The sequence below is a fragment of the Arthrobacter sp. UYCu723 genome (genome assembly GCF_054059215.1).
Genome location: NZ_JBSSBW010000001.1, coordinates 1738837 through 1755864, shown reverse-complemented (window position 1 = coordinate 1755864; position 17028 = coordinate 1738837). Strand labels below are relative to the sequence as shown.

Genomic DNA, 17028 nt, shown 5'->3' with positions numbered 1-17028 from the left:
CATGGCCCATCCCGTACCTAGCGCTCCCGGCAGGAGGACAAACGCACCGTTGCCATCGGCAATCGGTGCCAATGTCGCGCCTGTCCAGCACTCGGGACACGCCTCCCTGCCTACCGTGGAGGAAATCTCCGCCGGTGGCGTCGTCGTGGACACGTCCGACGCCGAACTGCGGGTTGCGATCATCGCGCGCCTCAACCGGGGCGGCCGGCTGGAATGGTGCCTGCCGAAGGGCCACCCGGAAGGCCAGGAAAGCAATGAGGAAGCCGCCGTGCGGGAGATCGCGGAGGAGACCGGGATCGAGGGCAAGATCCTCGCACCGCTGGGAAGCATCGACTACTGGTTTACCGTCAGCGGGCACCGGGTCCACAAGACCGTCCACCACTACCTCTTGCAGGCCACGGGCGGGGAGCTCACGATCGAAAACGATCCGGACAAGGAAGCCGTGGACGTCGCCTGGGTTCCCATCCAGGAGCTGGCACGCAAGCTCTCCTTCCCGAACGAGCGCCGCATCGCGGATCTCGCCAAGGAAGTCCTCCCGGAACACCGCTGAGGGCGCGCGGAAGAGGCTGGGATCGGGCTCGGATAGCGCACAAAGCCATGCCCGGGTGAGACGATGAAGACGATGTCATCAGCCGAACCCACTCCCTCGCCCTCCGGCCCCACCGATTCTAAAGCTGTCCAGCCCGGAGAGGCCCGTTCCAGCGCCATCATGGCCGCGGGAACCCTCGTCTCGCGATTCCTGGGGTTCGGCAAGACCTGGCTGCTGGGCGCCGCGCTTGGTCTTGGCTCCACCGTCAACGACACCTTCATCAATGCCAACAACCTGCCGAACCTGATCTTCCTGCTGGTGGCAGGCGGCGTCTTCAATGCGGTCCTGGTTCCCCAGATCATCAAGGCCAGCAGGGCGCCGGACCGGGGAGCGGACTACATCAGCCGGCTTCTGACCCTCGCCGTCCTGGTGCTGCTCACACTCACCCTCCTGGTGACCCTCCTGGCGCCCTGGGTCATTGAACTGACCACGCAGGGTTACTCCCCGGAGCAGAAGTCGCTGGCCGTAACGTTCGCATTCTGGTGCCTTCCGCAGATCTTCTTCTACGGCCTGTACGCCCTGCTGACCCAGATCCTCAACGCCAACGGCGCGTTCGGTCCCGCCATGTGGGCTCCGATCCTGAACAATATCGTGGCGATCGCCGGACTCGGCATGTTCATCGGCATCATGGGCGCCAATGTGACAAACCCACACACCCTCGACAACTGGGGCTCTTTCCAAACCTTCCTGGTGGCCGGGTTCTCCACGATCGGCGTGATCGCGCAGACGGCCATCCTGATGATTCCGGTGTTCCGGCTCCGGCTCGGCCTGCGGCCGCGCTTCGGCTGGCGCGGAGTGGGACTGGGCCAGGCGGCACGCCTCAGCGTCTGGACGCTGGCGACTGCCGGCGTCGGGCAGCTCGCCTTCCTGTACGTCATGCGCATCGCCACTATCCCTGGCGCCGAACGCCTGCGCCTGGAACACGCCGGTGACCCCGCAGCGGACACGCTGCCGGGTAACGCCGTGCTCGAGGTGGCCAGCCAGCTGTACCTGCTGCCGCACTCGATCATTGCGCTTTCCCTGGCCACCGTCCTGTTCAACCGGATGACCCGGGCGTCCCAGGACAGGAACCACAGCGAACTGCGGAATGCGCTTTCGCACGGTCTGAGGACCATGGCCGTGGCCACGGTTTTCGGGGCACTGGCACTGTTCGCCCTCGCCGGCCCGCTGGGCATGTTCTTCTCCGGCGGCGAACAACAAGACGGCGTCATGCTGGCCCAGACGCTCACGATCCTGGCGCTGAGCACGCCGTTCATGAGTGCCAACTTCATGATGTCCCGGGTCTTCTACGCCAGCGAGGACGCCCGGACGCCGTTCTTCATCCAGCTGGTGCTCGCGCTCGTCAACGTGGTCGCCGCCTTCCTGATCCAGTTCCTGCCGTTCGACCAGATCATCTTCGCCATCGCCATGCTCTACACCGGCGGCAACATTCTGTCCGTCATTGTCAGTGCAGTCTTCCTGCGCCGGCTCCTGGGCCATCTGGACGGTCCGCGGATCGCGAACTCTTACATCCGCATGGGCTACGCGGCCTTGGGTTCGGCCCTCACCGCGGCCGTGGCGCTGTGGCTGCTGGGCAGCTACAGCCCGGACGGTTTCGCATGGAGCAGCCGCCCCGCCGCGCTGGTGACGATCGTCGTCGTCGGTCCCATCATGCTGGCCGTTTACCTCTTCCTGCTGAAGCTCTTCCGCGTGACCGAGCTTCGGGATCTGCTGCAGCCGCTGCTCGGCCGGCTCCGCCGGGGGCCAAACCCTGAGCCGGACGTCTCCGAGCGCCGTGACACCGGCGTGGGGGGCGGGGCTGCGGAGGGTTCGGGACCCGCGCGCCCCCGGCCGGAACGCGCCACCGTGTCGGTGGACACGGGCCTGATTCCCAGGATTTCGGGTGAATTCGACGCCGCGTCCTTCCGTGCCGGACCCGATATCCGGGAACCCGAGGAACGACGCGGCTGGCCCGCCGGACCGGAAGGCGGCTACCTGCCCGCCGAAGAGCTGCCCAGTTCGGCCGAGGGCGGCCTTGGCCGGGGCGACGTCCCGCTGCCCGGCCGCCGGACGTACCAGGGCCCGCCCGGCCACAATCCGTATTTCCCCTTCGGGCGCAAGAAGAAAAAATAAGGTCGGGACGGTGTCACAGCGCCGTGCTCCGCGGCGTGGACACGCGATCGGCTAGGATCGAAGACTAACAAGGGGAGTTGCAGACCAGGGGTCAACCGGCTTTACCGGGGGACTTGCGGTCACTGATGAAGTGGTCAGGCCGGCAGTTCCCGGACAGTCTAGGAGGAGCCCGTGTCCCACCCGATCGATGTCGGATCAGTACTCGGTGGCCGCTACAAGGTCACCGCCACCGTGCTGGCCTCGCATGACCAGGATCTGGTGCTGGACGGTGTCGACCAGGTGCTGAATCGTGCCGTGAGCATCCTTGTAGCCGGCCCGGACAACGCCGACCAGGTGGCCCGGAGCGCCCGCGAAGTGGCCACAGGTGAGCGGCCCGGCCACGTTCAGATCCTCGATTTGGGCGTCAGCGCGCACACGACGTACTTGATCACCAGTCACACCTCTGCGGCCGATTTGCTGGATCTTGTGGTCTCCTCCAACCCTCCCTACGTCGAACCGTTCTTCACGGACACGCTGGGCAGTGAGATCTTTGGACAGGCCCGCTCCCAGGAACCCGAAACGTACGACGGACTCTACGACGACGAGGAAGTAGACGCCGGGTACATCGACTACGGACAAAAGCAGCCGCCGGCTGCCGCTGAACCGGTGTCCGCGCCGGTTCGGGCCCCCCGCGGGCCGTCGCTGCCGGTGTCGGGCCCGGCCGCCGGTCCAGCCCCCGCCGCCGCTGCCGGGATGGCGGCGGGCGCTGCCGCCGGTGCCCCGCCGTCCCCGAAGACCGCGCCGCAGGAGGCGACCCCGCACACGACGGCACCCCAGCCCGTTCAGGAGGCGGGCGCCGCTCCGCCGACCACAATGCAGCCGGGCGTACCGGCCGGTCAAACTGACTCAACGCCGGCGTGTCCTGCCGAGCATCCCAAGGTGTCCCTGTGGTCGGAGGACGATTACGGCTACGCCGGTCCGGCTGAACAAGATCACGCCTCCCAGCAGGTTCACCCCGCCGCCGCTGCGACTGCTGCCGGGGCCGGCCAGCTTCCACCGGAGAAGGACCGCACTCCGCGCACTTTTCCCGTCGCGGCGCGGAACACCGACGCCGAGCCTGATGAGGACTACTACGCAGAGGATGAAGGGCCGCGTCGCGAACCCCGTTCCATGCGCTGGCTCGTAGGTGGCCTGCTGGCCGCCGTCCTGGTGGTCGGACTGATCTTTGCCGTGACAAACCTTGGAAGCCTCTTTAAGAGCAGCCCGCCGCCCGCCGCGGGTGGCAGCTCCTCGGCGAGCACTCCGGCCGCAAGTTCCGGAAAGCCTTCGTCGAGCACCAGTTCTGCGCCCGCGGGCGGGACGCCGGCAATCGAAGGCGTCACCCGGATCGGCAACTTCGACTTCGCAGGAACGTACGATGCGGATCTGTCCAAGACCTTTGACGGAAATGGCGCCAGCTTCTGGTCCGACATGGAGTTCGCCACGGACGACTGGGGCGGTCTTGCCAGTGAGGTCCCGCTGGCAGTCAAGCTCAAGGGGCCGTCCGAGGTTTCCTCGGTAACATTGAGCCAATTGGGAGCCTCCGGCGGAAACATTAGCGTGTTCACCAACGACCGCCCTTCCTTGGACGGAGCCAAGCAGGTCGGCAGTAACAGCTTCACGTCGCCGGACCTCACCATCCGCCTGCAGGAGCCAGTCACCGCACAGTATGTGATCGTGTCCATCAAGACGCTTCCCAAGCTGGCGGCACCCAAGACCCGCTACGGTTTTGGTCTGCGCCTGGCCGAGATCAAGGTCCAGTAGCTCAGCCCGTAATCCGGCCGGCACGCCACCTGGCCTTCACTACCGGGACGGTACCCTGAATGGTGGCGACCTGCTGTGATGCCCGGTTCCATCGGAATATTCAGCACCAAGTAGTAGTTGTGCCATGTGGCCGGCCACCCAGGCGGGCGCATCGACAAAGGAAGAGGTTCACCGTTCAGTGAGCAACGCAGAAAACACCGCGTCCGAAGTACGTGATGTCATCATCGTCGGCTCGGGACCCGCGGGCTACACCGCCGCGGTGTACACGGCGCGCGCCAACCTCAAGCCGCTGATGCTGGCAGGTTCGGTGACCGCCGGCGGCGAACTCATGAACACGACCGACGTAGAGAACTACCCGGGATTCCCCGACGGCATCATGGGCCCGGACCTGATGGAAAACTTCGAGAAACAGGCTGCCCGATTCGGCACGGAAATCCAGTTCGAAGACGTCACCAAACTGGACCTCGACGGCGACATCAAGACCGTGACCATCGGAACGGGGGAGACCTTCCAGTCCCGGTCCATCATCCTTTCCACTGGTTCTGCCTACCGCGAGCTGGGGTTGCCGAATGAGAAGCGCCTTTCAGGCCACGGCGTCAGCTGGTGTGCAACCTGCGACGGTTTCTTTTTCAAGAATCAGGACATTGCCGTGATCGGTGGCGGCGACTCCGCAATGGAAGAGGCACTGTTCCTCACGAAGTTCGCGAAGTCCGTCACCGTGGTGCACCGCCGGGATACCCTCCGGGCTTCCAAGATCATGGCCGACCGTGCACTGGCCCACGAGAAAATCACTTTCGTCTGGAACACCGGAGTGGAAGACGTCCTCGGCCAGGACAAAGTCACCGGGCTGCGGTTGAGGAACCTCGTGGACGGCTCGGAAACTGAACTGGCCGTTACGGGCGCCTTCGTGGCGATCGGCAACGATCCCCGTACAGACCTCGTCAAGGGCAAGCTGGACCTCACCCCCGAGGGAACCATTGCCGTCGAGGGACGTACCTCGAAGACCAGCCTCAAAGGCGTCTTTGCCGCCGGCGACGTCATTGATCCCACCTACCGCCAGGCCATCACGGCGTCGGGCTCGGGCTGTGTGGCCGCCCTCGACGTCGAACATTATCTCGCCGATTTCCACGCCTAAACGGCGCGCAGAAGCCAACCGAAGAGAGAGACAAGGTTATGAGCAACGCAAAAGACGTCACAGACGCCAGCTTCAGCACTGATGTACTGGCTGCTGACAAGCCCGTCATTGTGGATTTCTGGGCCGAATGGTGCGGACCCTGCCGCAAGCTGGGACCAATCCTCGACGAGATCTCCGTTGAGTACAGCGAAAAGGTAAATGTCGTCAAGGTCAATGTGGACGACAACCCGGGCATTGCTGCGGAGTACGGCATCACGTCCATCCCGGCGGTCTACCTGTTCCAGGGCGGCGAGGTCAAGAGCACTGTCATCGGTGCCCGGCCCAAGCAGTTTTTCGAAAAGGAATTCGCGGACGTTCTGTCCTAGTTCAGTCGGCTCCGTGAGCGATCACGGTAAGCCTCGGAGGCCCCACTTCCTGGAAGTGGGGCCTCCGTTTTCTGTGCACCCGGATTCCCGGTTACGAGCCAGCGCGTAGGCGTATGGGGTCTCGGGGGGCCCGTGGGTGCCGCGGGTCCCGCGGGAGAGAATTTCTGCAGCTAATCTAGGTTGAAAGACGACGGGTAATTCCGCGGATGCTCCGTGCTTGCCTCAGGGTTTCCCTTGACCCCGGGGAGGGGAGAGTGCACACTCATGCCGCCTGCCCTTTGCAAAGACCTCTGTTTCACGTGAAACATCGAAGGCTAGCGCCAGCCCCCAGACCGGGTGTGCGGGGCCCTGGTTCAGCGGCGAACCCACGGCTGGGCCCAATGTGTAGGTTTGACGTGATTCATCGGCAGCAGCCGTCGGCCGGACCCGGCCGCGACGGATTTGCCCCTTCTCATGTCAGCCTTGCGGCTCGAACATACGCGGGTTTCACGTGAAACATGCGTTACAAATCCTGCGGACCTCTCGATTTCTCCCGGGAGACCACCCGGACGCAGAGTCGAAGGACATGCCTCGAAAGGCACCTCCGCCAGGTAGGACGGTGACAGATCGCTTTCCTAGTCGCCGTAACGCCGAGGACTGACAAGAATCAGTCTTGCCGTTGCTGCACCGTGGCAACACCGTTTCCAAACGAAAGCGGCCACAAAGAGCTCCGCCCAACCATTGCCGGGAAACGTTTCACGTGAAACATTGAAGCAGCTCAGGACTGGGACAGGAACCGTTGAATACAAGACACAGGAGCAATGATGAAAGCCGGAAAATCCCAGGTTCGGTTTCCACCAGATGAATAACTCCAAGGGCAGTCAGTGGTCGTAGGCGGTCAGTGAGCGGCGGACGGACTGTCCTGTGTGGTCGTTGTGCCAGATCGCGGCGGTCATGGCCAGCAAGCGTTGAACGATCCGGACCGTGACGCCCGCAAGGGTGCGTCCGAAGTGATGTTCGAGGTCCAGCTGGACTTTGAGGGTATCGTTGATCGATTCGATGACCTGCCGCAGGGGTTTGAAGAACCGTGATCCTGCCCGGGGTTTTTCGCCCTTGCGGCCAGGCGCAGCAGCTCGATCCCGGGCTGGTCCACCGTCTCCTCGAACCCGGCACCGTAGTAGTTCTTGTCACCGATAAGGATCTGCGGTGCCCGTCGGCACGGACCCTGGCCATCGCCGGGGTCCCGGCGAGGATGTCCAGGAACGTCTGGCGTTCGTCGGCCTTGGCCCCGGTCAGGGCATACCCGATTGGCAGCCCCTGCAGGGTGCAGACCAGGTGCAGGCGCAGGCTCAGAAATACCGTGAATGCGAGGCGCAGTACCCGTATTCGGCCCACCCGGCCAGGTCTGAGCGGCGGACCGTTTCCTTGGACCGGGCGCATTCGACCGGGGTCGAATCCACGACCCGCACATCGTCGCTGCCGATATCGCCTTGTTGGACGAGGATACCGATGAGCCAGTTCATGGTCGGCGCCGCCGGCGCAGCCGCTTGTTGTATCCGGCCTGGCCGGGCAGATACGGGAACATGGTGTGCAGGCTCTTGCGGGCATGGCGCAGCCAGCGGGCCTCGCTGGTAAAGCCGAGCAGCGCCTGTATCAGCGCCAACGTGATCACTTCGGCATCGGTGATCCGCGGACTGATGCCGACCCCGGGGCCGGGCCGGGACGCGTTCCGGATATGCCTATAGCAGATCATCGGCTTGCACATACAAATGCAGTAACAAGGCTGTGCAGATCGGCGTCCACGCGAGCCTCCAGGTTCGACGTTGGGTAGATAACGCCGATTCTGAACACCGTTGCCCGCTTTCAGGCCAAGGCACGCCGGACAGTCCCCCTGGAATCACTCATCTATTCCCGCTATTTAGCTATGCGCGACGTCCTGTCCTGTTTCACGTGAAACATCACGCCGACACCCGGGGGACAGGACGTCTGTAGAACAGGGCCGCGGAAGGGCTACTTCAGCAGCCACGTTGACGAGCAACGCACCCTGGGAACCCGAGGAGGTATAACTGATATGGCACTCCCAGATTATCCGAGGGACCACGCCAATGGAGACATACGTGCCATCGACATCAGTGCGGATATTCCGATCTCAACTTCGCAGGTGACCAACAGGACTCCACAGGGGAATGCAGCAGACTTCACCATCGAGGGTCATCACCAGTACCAGGGGCGAGCAATCTCCCTCTTTTCATCCCTCCAATATTCCCCAAGCACCTACCTTCCGCATGGCCTGCAGGACACGCACCGGCCGGACGAGTGAAAGGAACCGGGAGGCACCGCGGTGCGGATCCGCACGGCAGTCACACTGAACACCAGAAACTGCCCCAGGCGGTTTCACGTGAAACATGTAGCGGACGCGGCGTCTGGCACCGGCAGCGCAACGGTAATGCAGGGATTTGATTCCGGCCCAATACCGCGGCGAATCCTTCCTGCCGCAGCCCGGGCTCGAAGCCAACATCCTGCTGCTAGTGATTTGGCCCCACCGTCTGATTGCGGACACTGACGGACCGCCAGACGCTGCCTGCGCCTACCGGAGGCGACCACAGGCATCACCAGGAACGCCGTTGGTCCACCGCCCGCCCAATTCGGGAGACACTGAAACCTGCAGTCCGTTGCAGCGTGCACAGGGTTGGGCCGGCGGGATCCGTGAACGGCGGAACGGTTCCATTGACCCCAGTTTCCGAACACGCCTGGGAACCCGCGGAACACACGTCGCCGGTGCAAAGCTCCCAACAGGGGCCAGAGACCTGTTGGCAGAATGTCCGTCCGCACCGCAAGCCCAGTACGCACAATACGCACAAAGACCGTGGGGCCACGGCCCCGTTCGCCCACGGCGACTCCTGCCACTCGCGGCGTCACAGTAGCGTTGGGTCGAAACCGTCCGCGTCACCTTGCCGGGAGGAACAGTTAAGCCAAAAGTGGGATCTGAGAACCGGACCATGGCCGGCTCCGCAGAAATATCTCCGCGGCATGCTCTCCCGCAGGCCCTGATCGGGCTCTGCAGAGGTGAGGATGACAGTCCCACTTTCTTGCTCCACCAGTCCCACTTTCTTGCTCCAGATGAGTAGTTAGTCCAGCAGGAGGCAAGCTTCCAGACCTGGTCACGGAGAGGGCAGAGCAGGGATCACTACGTGGGACGATGGTTTTTCCACTGCAACTCACCACGAGACGACAGACGGTGGTCTGGTAGCGGACGATGGAGAAAGCGACTACTGGGACAACACGGCCTTAGCGCCTGCACCGGGGAAGCCCGAAAGGAGGGTTTCCATTGCCAGGCATCAGCACAGCCGGAGCGGAAGACTACGTCTTCACCGTGACTGATATCTCGGCCGCCGGCGAGTTTTCCACAGAAGTTATACACACTGTTATCCACAGGCTATGAGTGATTGCTCACAGCTCAAAGCATGGCCGGCTACACTTTTCGTGGGAGAGTCGCTGGCAGCAGGGTGGGTGACGGCCATTCGGCGGATCGTGCCAGGTTGGCACCTGCGTCAGAAACTGACGAATTCCCTTGCTAGTTGACCCACCAGAGAGCGTCAGATTGCTCCAAAATTAACCGGTTTCTAGGGATTTTGTTGGCGCGCCCGGGTGTGCACTGACTCGTCTCTGGCAAACGCTGAGAATGTTTCACGTGAAACAGCGGAGGGCCAGAACGGCAGACCTGAGAATGGCAAGGGCCTGCTGCGACTGGTGGTCAGCGGGTACCACTGACCTTTCGCTTTCGTCCCGGCTAATCCACAAGGTTATCCACAGGAATATCCACCGCGATATCCACCGCTACGAGCCTGTTGATAATAGGTCCGCAGCTTCGAAAGTCGCCTGCATATTCCTTCGCGTTTCATGGTGCCGAGCCGATCGGGGAAACACTCACTCAGTGACGCGGCAAGAATGCGGTCCGGGGGAGCCCGCTTCTCAAGCGTTCGGGGCGGCCGCCAGACACCGCCGACTCGACGTCGACTTAGGAGCTGGGCGGCGGCGACAGTCTCGGAAGCCGGAGCAGTGCGCTAGGAAGTCATTGTATCCACATGCCATTCCGATGGTCTGTCCGAAAGGAGGTCGAACCCCTGAGCAGATACTCATCTCACAGCTACGGTCGGCCTAGCAGACTCGATCCGATGGGGGCCAGAAGTCTGTTTCCATAGCCGGTCTCGGCGAGTCATCCCACTGGCTGCACGCCCTCCATCGGGGGAGCGGTTACGCCCACCAGCTCTGGCACCAGCTAGCACCGGCCCACAGATCTGGGCCGCAGCGCGCCCACAATAGCTACTCGCTCCGTCACTGCATGACAATCCGTTTCCTTCATTGTTGGCATCGCACCACGGCGCTCATGTCCTGTCCCCACAATGATCTCCAAAACTACGCACCGCTGACTCCACGGGTTTCGTCCCGTGGGGTGGTGTAGTACTCCGCGGTTGCGCGTTTGCATGGGCAACGTAGTGAGCCATCGTGCGATGGTCAGTGAGTGCCGGTCAAAATCACTCCCAGGAAGACACAAACACACGATGGCTCTAGACCAGTCTGCCCTGCATGACCTGCTTGGCCTGCTTGGCCAACTAAAGCTCACCGATGGCTCCGACCGGATCCGTGCCGCGACCGAAACGCCGAACCAGCAGCTCATCGAAGGGGAGGCGACCGCGTTCATCGGCGCCGCCCCGTTCGAGCGGAGCGGGGGATCGCACCGCCCATCGCAACGGCAGCCGGCCAAGGAAGCTGAATACCGCCGCGGGCGATCTGCATCTGAAGAGCCCGAAGCTGAGAAACGGATCGTGCTTCATGGCCCTGTTGGAACGGCGCCGCCGCGTGGTCCAGGCCCTCTCCACTCGGTCGTGTTGGAGGCTTACCTGCACGGGGTCTCCCACTCGCAAAGTCGACGATCTGGTGAAGGCGCCCGGAGCCGAAACCGGGATCACCAAAACCGAAATTTTCGGGATTTGCCAGGATCTGGACCACGAAGTCGGCGCGCTCCGGGACCGTGACATCTCGGCCATGGAGTACCCCTATGTGTTCTTGAACGCCGCCCGCTGCAGGGCCCTCGACGGGCACCACGTCGTGTCCCAGGCGATCGTAGTCACGTTCGGCGTCGCCGCCGACGGACGTCGGGAAGTCCTGGGCTTCGACGTCGGCGACAGCCAGAATGGAACGTTCTGGACCGCGTTCCTGCGGTCGCTGAAGAACCGCCGGCCAGCCGACGTGCAGCGTGTCATCTTCGATGCCCCACCGGGCTGAAGAAGTCCATCGGGACGGTATTCCAGTGCGCGGCCTGGCAGCCCTGCCGGGTTGATTTCATCCGCAACGCGCTCTCGTTCGTGCCGAAGGATCCAAACACATGATCGCCTCGATCACCCGCACCCTCTTCGTCCAGCCCGATGCCGGGCACGTGAACACCCAGTTCGACGAGGTCGACCGGATGCTGACCACATTCCATCCGAAGGTCGCCGCGATGCTCGGCGACGCACGGCTCAGGTACCCCCGTGGTCGCGGTGCTCGCCTGGCGGCGCCGACAACACTCCGGGTCGATCATTTGCGTCCTGGGCCCTCGGGGAGCCCCACCTACGGCCGACGACGCGATTCAACCGCGGGCGGGCAAGCCGACGGGCAGCGGGCGGCCACCACCTCTGTTTCACGTGAAACATGGGAGCATGTTTCAACGGCCACACGTTGGCGAGCGAAACAACCTATGGGCCAAGGCAACGATTCTGTTCCCCGCCTCCCCAGGGTCTATGACACAGTTAACATCGCACCGCCCTGGGGGCGACTCATGTCCAACCTGCAAAAGCCTACATTTGGGCATTCAGATCGTGGCCCTCCACTTCAACCGTCGCGTTCTCACCGCCCAAAGAGTCAGGGCAGACGCGGGGCTACAGAACCGGGCAGCACATTTCCGATCGGACCGCCGTCGCCGTCCGCGCGCTCGAAACCTGCTCCGGCATGGGGTACTACTGCCAAAAGACCACCGCGCGCGGTCTTGTTTCACGTGAAACTGTGCCCCGTCCTGCATGTCGCCTGAGCCTCCGGCGGGCCAGCTGGCCGCTTCATCGGATCCTTGCTTCCGCAGCCACCGTCTGAGTGCATACCTCCGACTCGGGGTGTCAGAGAGAACTGATCCACTATCGTCAGGGAGTATCGGCCCTCGAAAGTTTTCCCCCTGCTACCGCTAACCCGCCCTGGCCGGGTCAACGAAGGGAAAGCCCGCATCCTCAACCGAGCGTGGGAACAGCTGCTACCCAACCCGACGGCTGCATGCGCCGCCTACGACAAAGGGACCATGTTTCACGTGAAACATGGTCCCTTTGGAACGGTGAAGAAGATTCCAGACTAGCTGGATGCCCCCGGAGTCAGGACGTCCATGATCCGGTTAAGGTCCTCAACACTGGCGAATTCGATGCTGACACGGCCTTTTCGTGCACCCAAGGAGATCTTGACATTGGTGTCGAGGCGGTCCGATAAGGACGAAGCCAGATAGTCCAGGCGCTCGTGCCGGGCCCCCGGACGGGGGATGTTGTTCTTCGCGTTGGCTGCGGGACTCTGGTACAGCGTCACGGCCTCTTCAGTGGCTCGGACCGACATACCCTCGGACACGATCTTCTGCGCCAGGCGCTCCATCGCAGCCGCGTCGGGGAGTGCCAGCAGGGCCCGGGCGTGGCCTGCAGAGATAACACTTGCCGCCACGCGACGCTGGACAAGCGGCGGAAGCTTCAGCAACCGGAGCGTGTTAGACACCTGCGGACGTGAACGACCGATGCGGTCCGCCAACTGCTCATGGGTAGTGCCAAAGTCTTCCAGGAGCTGCTGGTAGGCGGCCGCTTCTTCGAGGGGGTTCAGCTGGCTGCGGTGGAGGTTCTCCAGCAGAGCGTCACGAAGCAGGTCATCGTCGGTGGTGTCGCGGACAATTGCGGGGATGGTTTCAAGTCCCGCGGCCTGTACTGCCCTCCAGCGGCGTTCGCCCATGACCAGTTCGTAGGGCTCACCACCCTTTTCGGTTGAAGTACGGACCACAATTGGCTGTAGGACGCCAATTTCCCGCACAGAGTGAACAAGCTCCGCCATGTCGTCCTCATCGAAGACAGAACGAGGCTGTTTGCGGTTGGGGTGGATGTCGGTGACCGGAATTTCAGCGAAGCGGACGCCAGGTACTTCGACCAGCTCAACGCCGGAGTCCGAGCCAGCGTCGTATCCATCGAGAGCGCCAGAAGCTTCAGCGGCAGAACCCTCGGCGGCAACCTTGGGCGCAGTCTTCCCGGCGGCACGTGCCGGCGCCTTCTTGGCCGGGACGTCACCAGTCGAGGCGGATGTTTCGCCTTCGGACCCAGCTGCCGACGCCGAGGGCAGGATTCGGGACGCTGCGGCGTCTTCCACCGCGATGTCGGCATCATTCTCTTCGGCTGCAACTGCCTCCGGAGCAGCATTCCGCTTCCGGGCTTCAGGGAAGAACAGATCCACAGGACGGGACGGCGCTGAACCGTTTCCGGAACCGTTAACCGAGGCGGAACTTGGAATGAGTGCCCCAAGTCCACGGCCAAGGCCGCGTCGCTTATCGCTCATGGCTACATCCCTCCATTGGAAGAGCCGGGCGTCGCCGGGCTCTAGTTAGTGCAATTCTTGAACAAATTCTAACGTTCAGCGATTTCCGCCGCGGCTTCCAGATACGATAGCGCGCCACTCGACGACGGATCATACGTCATCACTGTCTGCTGGTAGCTGGGTGCTTCAGAGATGCGCACGGAGCGGGGGACAACGGCTCCGAGGACCTGTTCCGGAAAGTGCTCGCGCACTTCGGCGGCCACCTGGGCGGCGAGATTTGTGCGGCCGTCGTACATGGTCAGAAGGATAGTGGAAACAACGAGGTCCGCGTTCAGGTGCTTCTGGATCATTTCGATGTTCTTCAGGAGCTGACTGAGACCTTCCAGCGCGTAGTACTCACACTGAATCGGGATGAGCACCTCGTTGGCTGCACAGAACGCGTTGACCGTCAGCAGTCCCAGGCTCGGCGGGCAGTCGATGAAGATGTAGTCGAGGCGTTCCTCGCCGTTCTTGGCGCGTGCCTTGGCGTAAACGTCGATGGCGCGGCGAAGCCGCTGCTCACGGGCCACGAGGCTGACCAGTTCGATTTCGGCGCCAGCCAGGTGGATTGTGGCCGGGGCACAGATCAAATTGGCGATATCCGGGCACGGAGCCACAACATCCTGCAGCGGGAGATCATTGATCAGCACGTCGTAGATGCTGTCGACGTCGGCGTGGTGTTCTATGCCAAGGGCTGTCGAGGCATTTCCCTGCGGATCGATGTCGATCACGAGCACATTCAGGCCTGCAGCGGCCAGGGCGGCTGCAATGTTGACCGTGGTGGTCGTCTTGCCCACGCCGCCCTTCTGGTTCGAGACGGTGAAGATTCTGGTCTTCTCCGGTTTCGGCAGTTCGCGGCCCAGCAGGCGTTCGCGGCGCCTGTTTTCGTGCGCGAGTTCGCGGGCGATCGGACTGGAATCATCGATGGAGTCCAGCAGGTTGCCGCTGGAGGAAACAGCGGTTTCACGTGAAACGCTCGCCATCCCAGCGTTCATGGCAACCGAAGCCATGTGATTTCCGGAGAAAACACGAGCGGCCGTGGGCGCAACAAAGGACCGTGCGGACCCCAGAGACACAAACGGGGGGATCCGCTGCGTGGAGGCTTCGCTACTTGTCACTGTGACACACTCACTCTCATTCGGCTTTTGCTGCCGGGTACTAGCCTAACCTCTTCGCCTTGAACTCTCAGGGCACCGGGCTGATGCTAGGCAATCTTTTGAGGCTTATTCACAACGATTCGGACGACGGTTGTGGGTTCCTCGAGGACGTCCTCACCCACCACCACCACTGAAGTCTGGGTACCGCCAAGTTTACGGATCACCTTGGCGGCCTTCTCAATTTCCTCGCCGGCGCTGCGTCCCTTGATGGCGACGACTTCGCCCTTGCCGGCCAGCAGCGGAATGGTCAGTCCTGCGAGATTGCTCAGCGCGGAAACGGCGCGGGCCGTGACGACGTCGGCATCCACCATGCCCACGGCGAGTTCCGCCCGGGTGCGCATGATCGTGACATTTTCCAGGCCCAGGTCATCGACGACTTCCTGAAGCCAGATGACGCGCCGCTCAAGCGGCTCGATCAGGGTCAGTTCGAGGTCCGGCCGGGCAATCGCCAGGCACAGGCCGGGCAGTCCTGCCCCACTTCCTACGTCGGCCACGTGGGCGCCCTGGGCAATCTGGCTCTCGATAACAGCACAGTTCAGCACGTGCCGGCTCCACAGCCGCGGCACTTCGCGCGGCCCGATCAAGCCGCGCTCAGTGCCGGAAGTGGCCAGGTGTTCCACATAGCGCTTCGCCAGGTCCAGACGGTCACCGAAGATGGACTGTGCGGCCTTGAGTTCGTCCGCGGTAATTTCAACCATCAAGCTATCCGGCGGATTCAGTCTGCGGAAACGACGATGTGCCGGTCGGCACCTTCGCCTTCGGACTCACTGACAAGTCCAAGGTCAGCGACGGCGTCGTGCACGATCTTGCGCTCGTAGGCGCTCATCGGTGCCAAGGCCACGGCCTCTCCGGACTCCTTGACAGATGCGACGGCGTCCTCTGCGATCTTCTGCAGTTCGCCGGCACGCTCAGAGCGGTAACCGTTGATGTCCAGCACCAGGCGCGAGCGGTTCTCCGTCGCCGACAGGACGGCCAGCCGGGTCAGTTCCTGAAGGGCTTCGAGGACTTCACCATCCCGACCCACCAGGTTCTCCAGACCCGCCGATTCTTCCTCGGCGACGATCGAGATATAGGTACGGCCGTTGCGGACCTCAATGTCAATGTCGCCGTCGATGTCGGCGATGTCCAGCAGTTCCTCGAGGTAGTCCGCTGCAACGTCGCCTTCTTCTTCCAGACGGCTGGCGGAAACGCCTTTCTCCGGGTTCCCCTCGGAGTCCAGGATTTCCTGCTGGGACTCGTCCTGGTCCTCGATACCCTCGGCGGAAATAGCGTGTTCGGTGCTCTCGGCGGACATTACTTCCTCTTCCTGTTTTTACGTTGCGGCTGGACACGCTGGGCCTTGGCCTCGATGACCGCGGCGGCAGCGGCCTCCGCTGCCGCCGCGTCAGCCTTCTTCGCACCCATCAGGGGCAGCGCCGGCAGGCCCTTGGCGGCACGGCGCTCGGCCAGGGCCTTGGCTGCGGGGGAACCCGGCGTCGGCATGCGGCGGATCACGAAGAACTGCTGCGCCATGGTCCAGAGGTTGGTGGTGGTCCAGTAGATGAGGACACCGATGGGGAAGTTGATGCCACCCACACCGAAGACGATCGGCAGGATGTAGAGCATCATCTTCTGCTGCTTCATGAACGGGCTGGCCATGGCCTCTTCGGACATGTTCTTGGCCATGATCTGCTTCTGCGTGATGAACTGTGAGGCCGTCATGGCCAGGATCATCACGATCGAGAGGGTCCATACGGCCACCACATTGCCGCCGGGAGGCGTGCCGTGAAGCAGGGTGGCGGACAGCGGAGCGCCGAAGATGCTCGACACGTCGAACTGCACCACCTGCTCGTGGCTCATCGCGCCGATGCTCTTCCCGCCGACGGCCGCCGTGGTAATCCCGGAAAGGACCTGGAACAGTGCGAAGAAGAACGGCATCTGGATCAGCATGGGAAGGCAGGCCGAGAACGGGTTGGTGCCGTGCTTCTTGTACATGGCCATCTGTTCCTGCGCCATGGCCTGGCGGGACAGCTGGTCGGTCTTGCCCTTGTACTTGTCCTGCAGCTTCTTCAGGTCCGGCTGCAGCAGCTGCATGCCGCGCTGGGCCTTGATCTGCTTGACGAACACGGGAATCAGGGCGGCGCGGATCACCAGCACCAGCCCGATGATGGACAGCGTCCACGTCCAGCCGTTGGCCGCCGGCATGCCGATGGCGCTCAGGCCATCGTGGAAGACCACCATGATGGCGGACACAAGCCACTTGAACGGAAACATGATTGTTTCAAAGAAGTCCATACGATATCCCTATTC

At 62.8% G+C, this 17028-nt stretch carries 12 protein-coding genes and 1 pseudogene; 7 read left to right on the top strand and 6 right to left on the bottom strand.

Features of this window, described 5'->3' with window-relative positions:
* Positions 1-49 precede the first annotated feature (49 nt).
* From ACVWZ8_RS08195 to trxA, 5 genes are all read left to right on the top strand, one after another.
* Complete coding sequence (locus ACVWZ8_RS08195) at positions 50-550, top strand: NUDIX hydrolase (protein ID WP_426975314.1); 501 nt, start codon at positions 50-52, stop codon at positions 548-550.
* A 63-nt stretch (positions 551-613) separates the two neighbouring features.
* Positions 614-2701, top strand: a complete 2088-nt coding sequence (murJ, locus tag ACVWZ8_RS08190) for a murein biosynthesis integral membrane protein MurJ (RefSeq protein ID WP_426975315.1) — start codon at positions 614-616, stop codon at positions 2699-2701.
* Positions 2702-2872: 171 nt separating this feature from the next.
* The gene (locus ACVWZ8_RS08185) at positions 2873-4483 is read left to right on the top strand and encodes an ABC transporter substrate-binding protein (RefSeq protein WP_456504335.1); all 1611 of its coding nucleotides are present in this window, start codon (positions 2873-2875) and stop codon (positions 4481-4483) included.
* Between the two features lie 178 nt (positions 4484-4661).
* On the top strand, positions 4662-5618 hold the full coding sequence (gene trxB, locus ACVWZ8_RS08180; protein WP_456504334.1) for a thioredoxin-disulfide reductase: 957 nt from the start codon (positions 4662-4664) through the stop codon (positions 5616-5618).
* Between the two features lie 38 nt (positions 5619-5656).
* On the top strand, positions 5657-5983 hold the full coding sequence (gene trxA / locus ACVWZ8_RS08175; protein WP_426975318.1) for a thioredoxin: 327 nt from the start codon (positions 5657-5659) through the stop codon (positions 5981-5983).
* Between the two features lie 860 nt (positions 5984-6843).
* Here the strand turns inward: trxA and ACVWZ8_RS08170 are convergent.
* Positions 6844-7765: pseudogene (locus tag ACVWZ8_RS08170) on the bottom strand (IS982 family transposase).
* A gap of 2823 nt (positions 7766-10588) precedes the next feature.
* Here ACVWZ8_RS08170 and ACVWZ8_RS08165 point away from each other — a divergent pair.
* Together ACVWZ8_RS08165 and ACVWZ8_RS08160 are read left to right on the top strand one after the other, a co-directional pair.
* Complete coding sequence (locus ACVWZ8_RS08165) at positions 10589-11248, top strand: transposase (RefSeq protein ID WP_456504333.1); 660 nt, start codon at positions 10589-10591, stop codon at positions 11246-11248.
* On the top strand, positions 11167-11352 hold the full coding sequence (locus tag ACVWZ8_RS08160; RefSeq protein WP_456505920.1) for a transposase: 186 nt from the start codon (positions 11167-11169) through the stop codon (positions 11350-11352). The genes ACVWZ8_RS08165 and ACVWZ8_RS08160 overlap by 82 nt, the downstream gene beginning before the upstream one ends.
* Before the next feature lie 985 nt (positions 11353-12337).
* Here the strand turns inward: ACVWZ8_RS08160 and ACVWZ8_RS08155 are convergent.
* The 5 genes from ACVWZ8_RS08155 to yidC form a co-directional block, all read right to left on the bottom strand.
* Positions 12338-13564: a ParB/RepB/Spo0J family partition protein gene (locus tag ACVWZ8_RS08155; RefSeq protein WP_426975320.1), complete on the bottom strand. Its 1227-nt coding sequence runs from the start codon at positions 13562-13564 to the stop codon at positions 12338-12340.
* 68 nt (positions 13565-13632) lie between these two features.
* Positions 13633-14700 carry a ParA family protein gene (locus tag ACVWZ8_RS08150; RefSeq protein ID WP_426975321.1) on the bottom strand — a complete coding sequence of 356 codons (1068 nt, stop codon included), beginning with the start codon at positions 14698-14700 and terminating at the stop codon, positions 13633-13635.
* A gap of 86 nt (positions 14701-14786) precedes the next feature.
* A complete protein-coding gene (gene rsmG / locus ACVWZ8_RS08145; RefSeq protein ID WP_426975322.1) occupies positions 14787-15437 on the bottom strand; it encodes a 16S rRNA (guanine(527)-N(7))-methyltransferase RsmG in 651 nt (216 codons plus the stop codon).
* A gap of 17 nt (positions 15438-15454) precedes the next feature.
* Entirely contained in the window at positions 15455-16033 is a 579-nt protein-coding gene (locus ACVWZ8_RS08140) for a Jag family protein (RefSeq protein WP_426975323.1), read from the bottom strand.
* Positions 16033-17013 (bottom strand): membrane protein insertase YidC, encoded by a 981-nt coding sequence (yidC, locus tag ACVWZ8_RS08135; protein ID WP_426975324.1) that lies wholly within the window; start codon positions 17011-17013, stop codon positions 16033-16035. The genes ACVWZ8_RS08140 and yidC overlap by 1 nt, the downstream gene beginning before the upstream one ends.
* Positions 17014-17028 lie beyond the last annotated feature (15 nt).

Excerpts from the sequence above, each read along its gene's own strand:
- rsmG (WP_426975322.1), bottom strand. The coding sequence starts at position 15,437 with ATGGTTGAAATTACCGCGGACGAACTCAAGGCCGCACAGTCCATCTTC.
- ACVWZ8_RS08155 (WP_426975320.1), bottom strand. The coding sequence starts at position 13,564 with ATGAGCGATAAGCGACGCGGCCTTGGCCGTGGACTTGGGGCACTCATT.
- ACVWZ8_RS08140 (WP_426975323.1), bottom strand. The coding sequence starts at position 16,033 with ATGTCCGCCGAGAGCACCGAACACGCTATTTCCGCCGAGGGTATCGAG.
- trxA (WP_426975318.1), top strand. The coding sequence starts at position 5,657 with ATGAGCAACGCAAAAGACGTCACAGACGCCAGCTTCAGCACTGATGTA.
- yidC (WP_426975324.1), bottom strand. The coding sequence starts at position 17,013 with ATGGACTTCTTTGAAACAATCATGTTTCCGTTCAAGTGGCTTGTGTCC.
- murJ (WP_426975315.1), top strand. The coding sequence starts at position 614 with ATGAAGACGATGTCATCAGCCGAACCCACTCCCTCGCCCTCCGGCCCC.
- ACVWZ8_RS08165 (WP_456504333.1), top strand. The coding sequence starts at position 10,589 with ATGGCTCCGACCGGATCCGTGCCGCGACCGAAACGCCGAACCAGCAGC.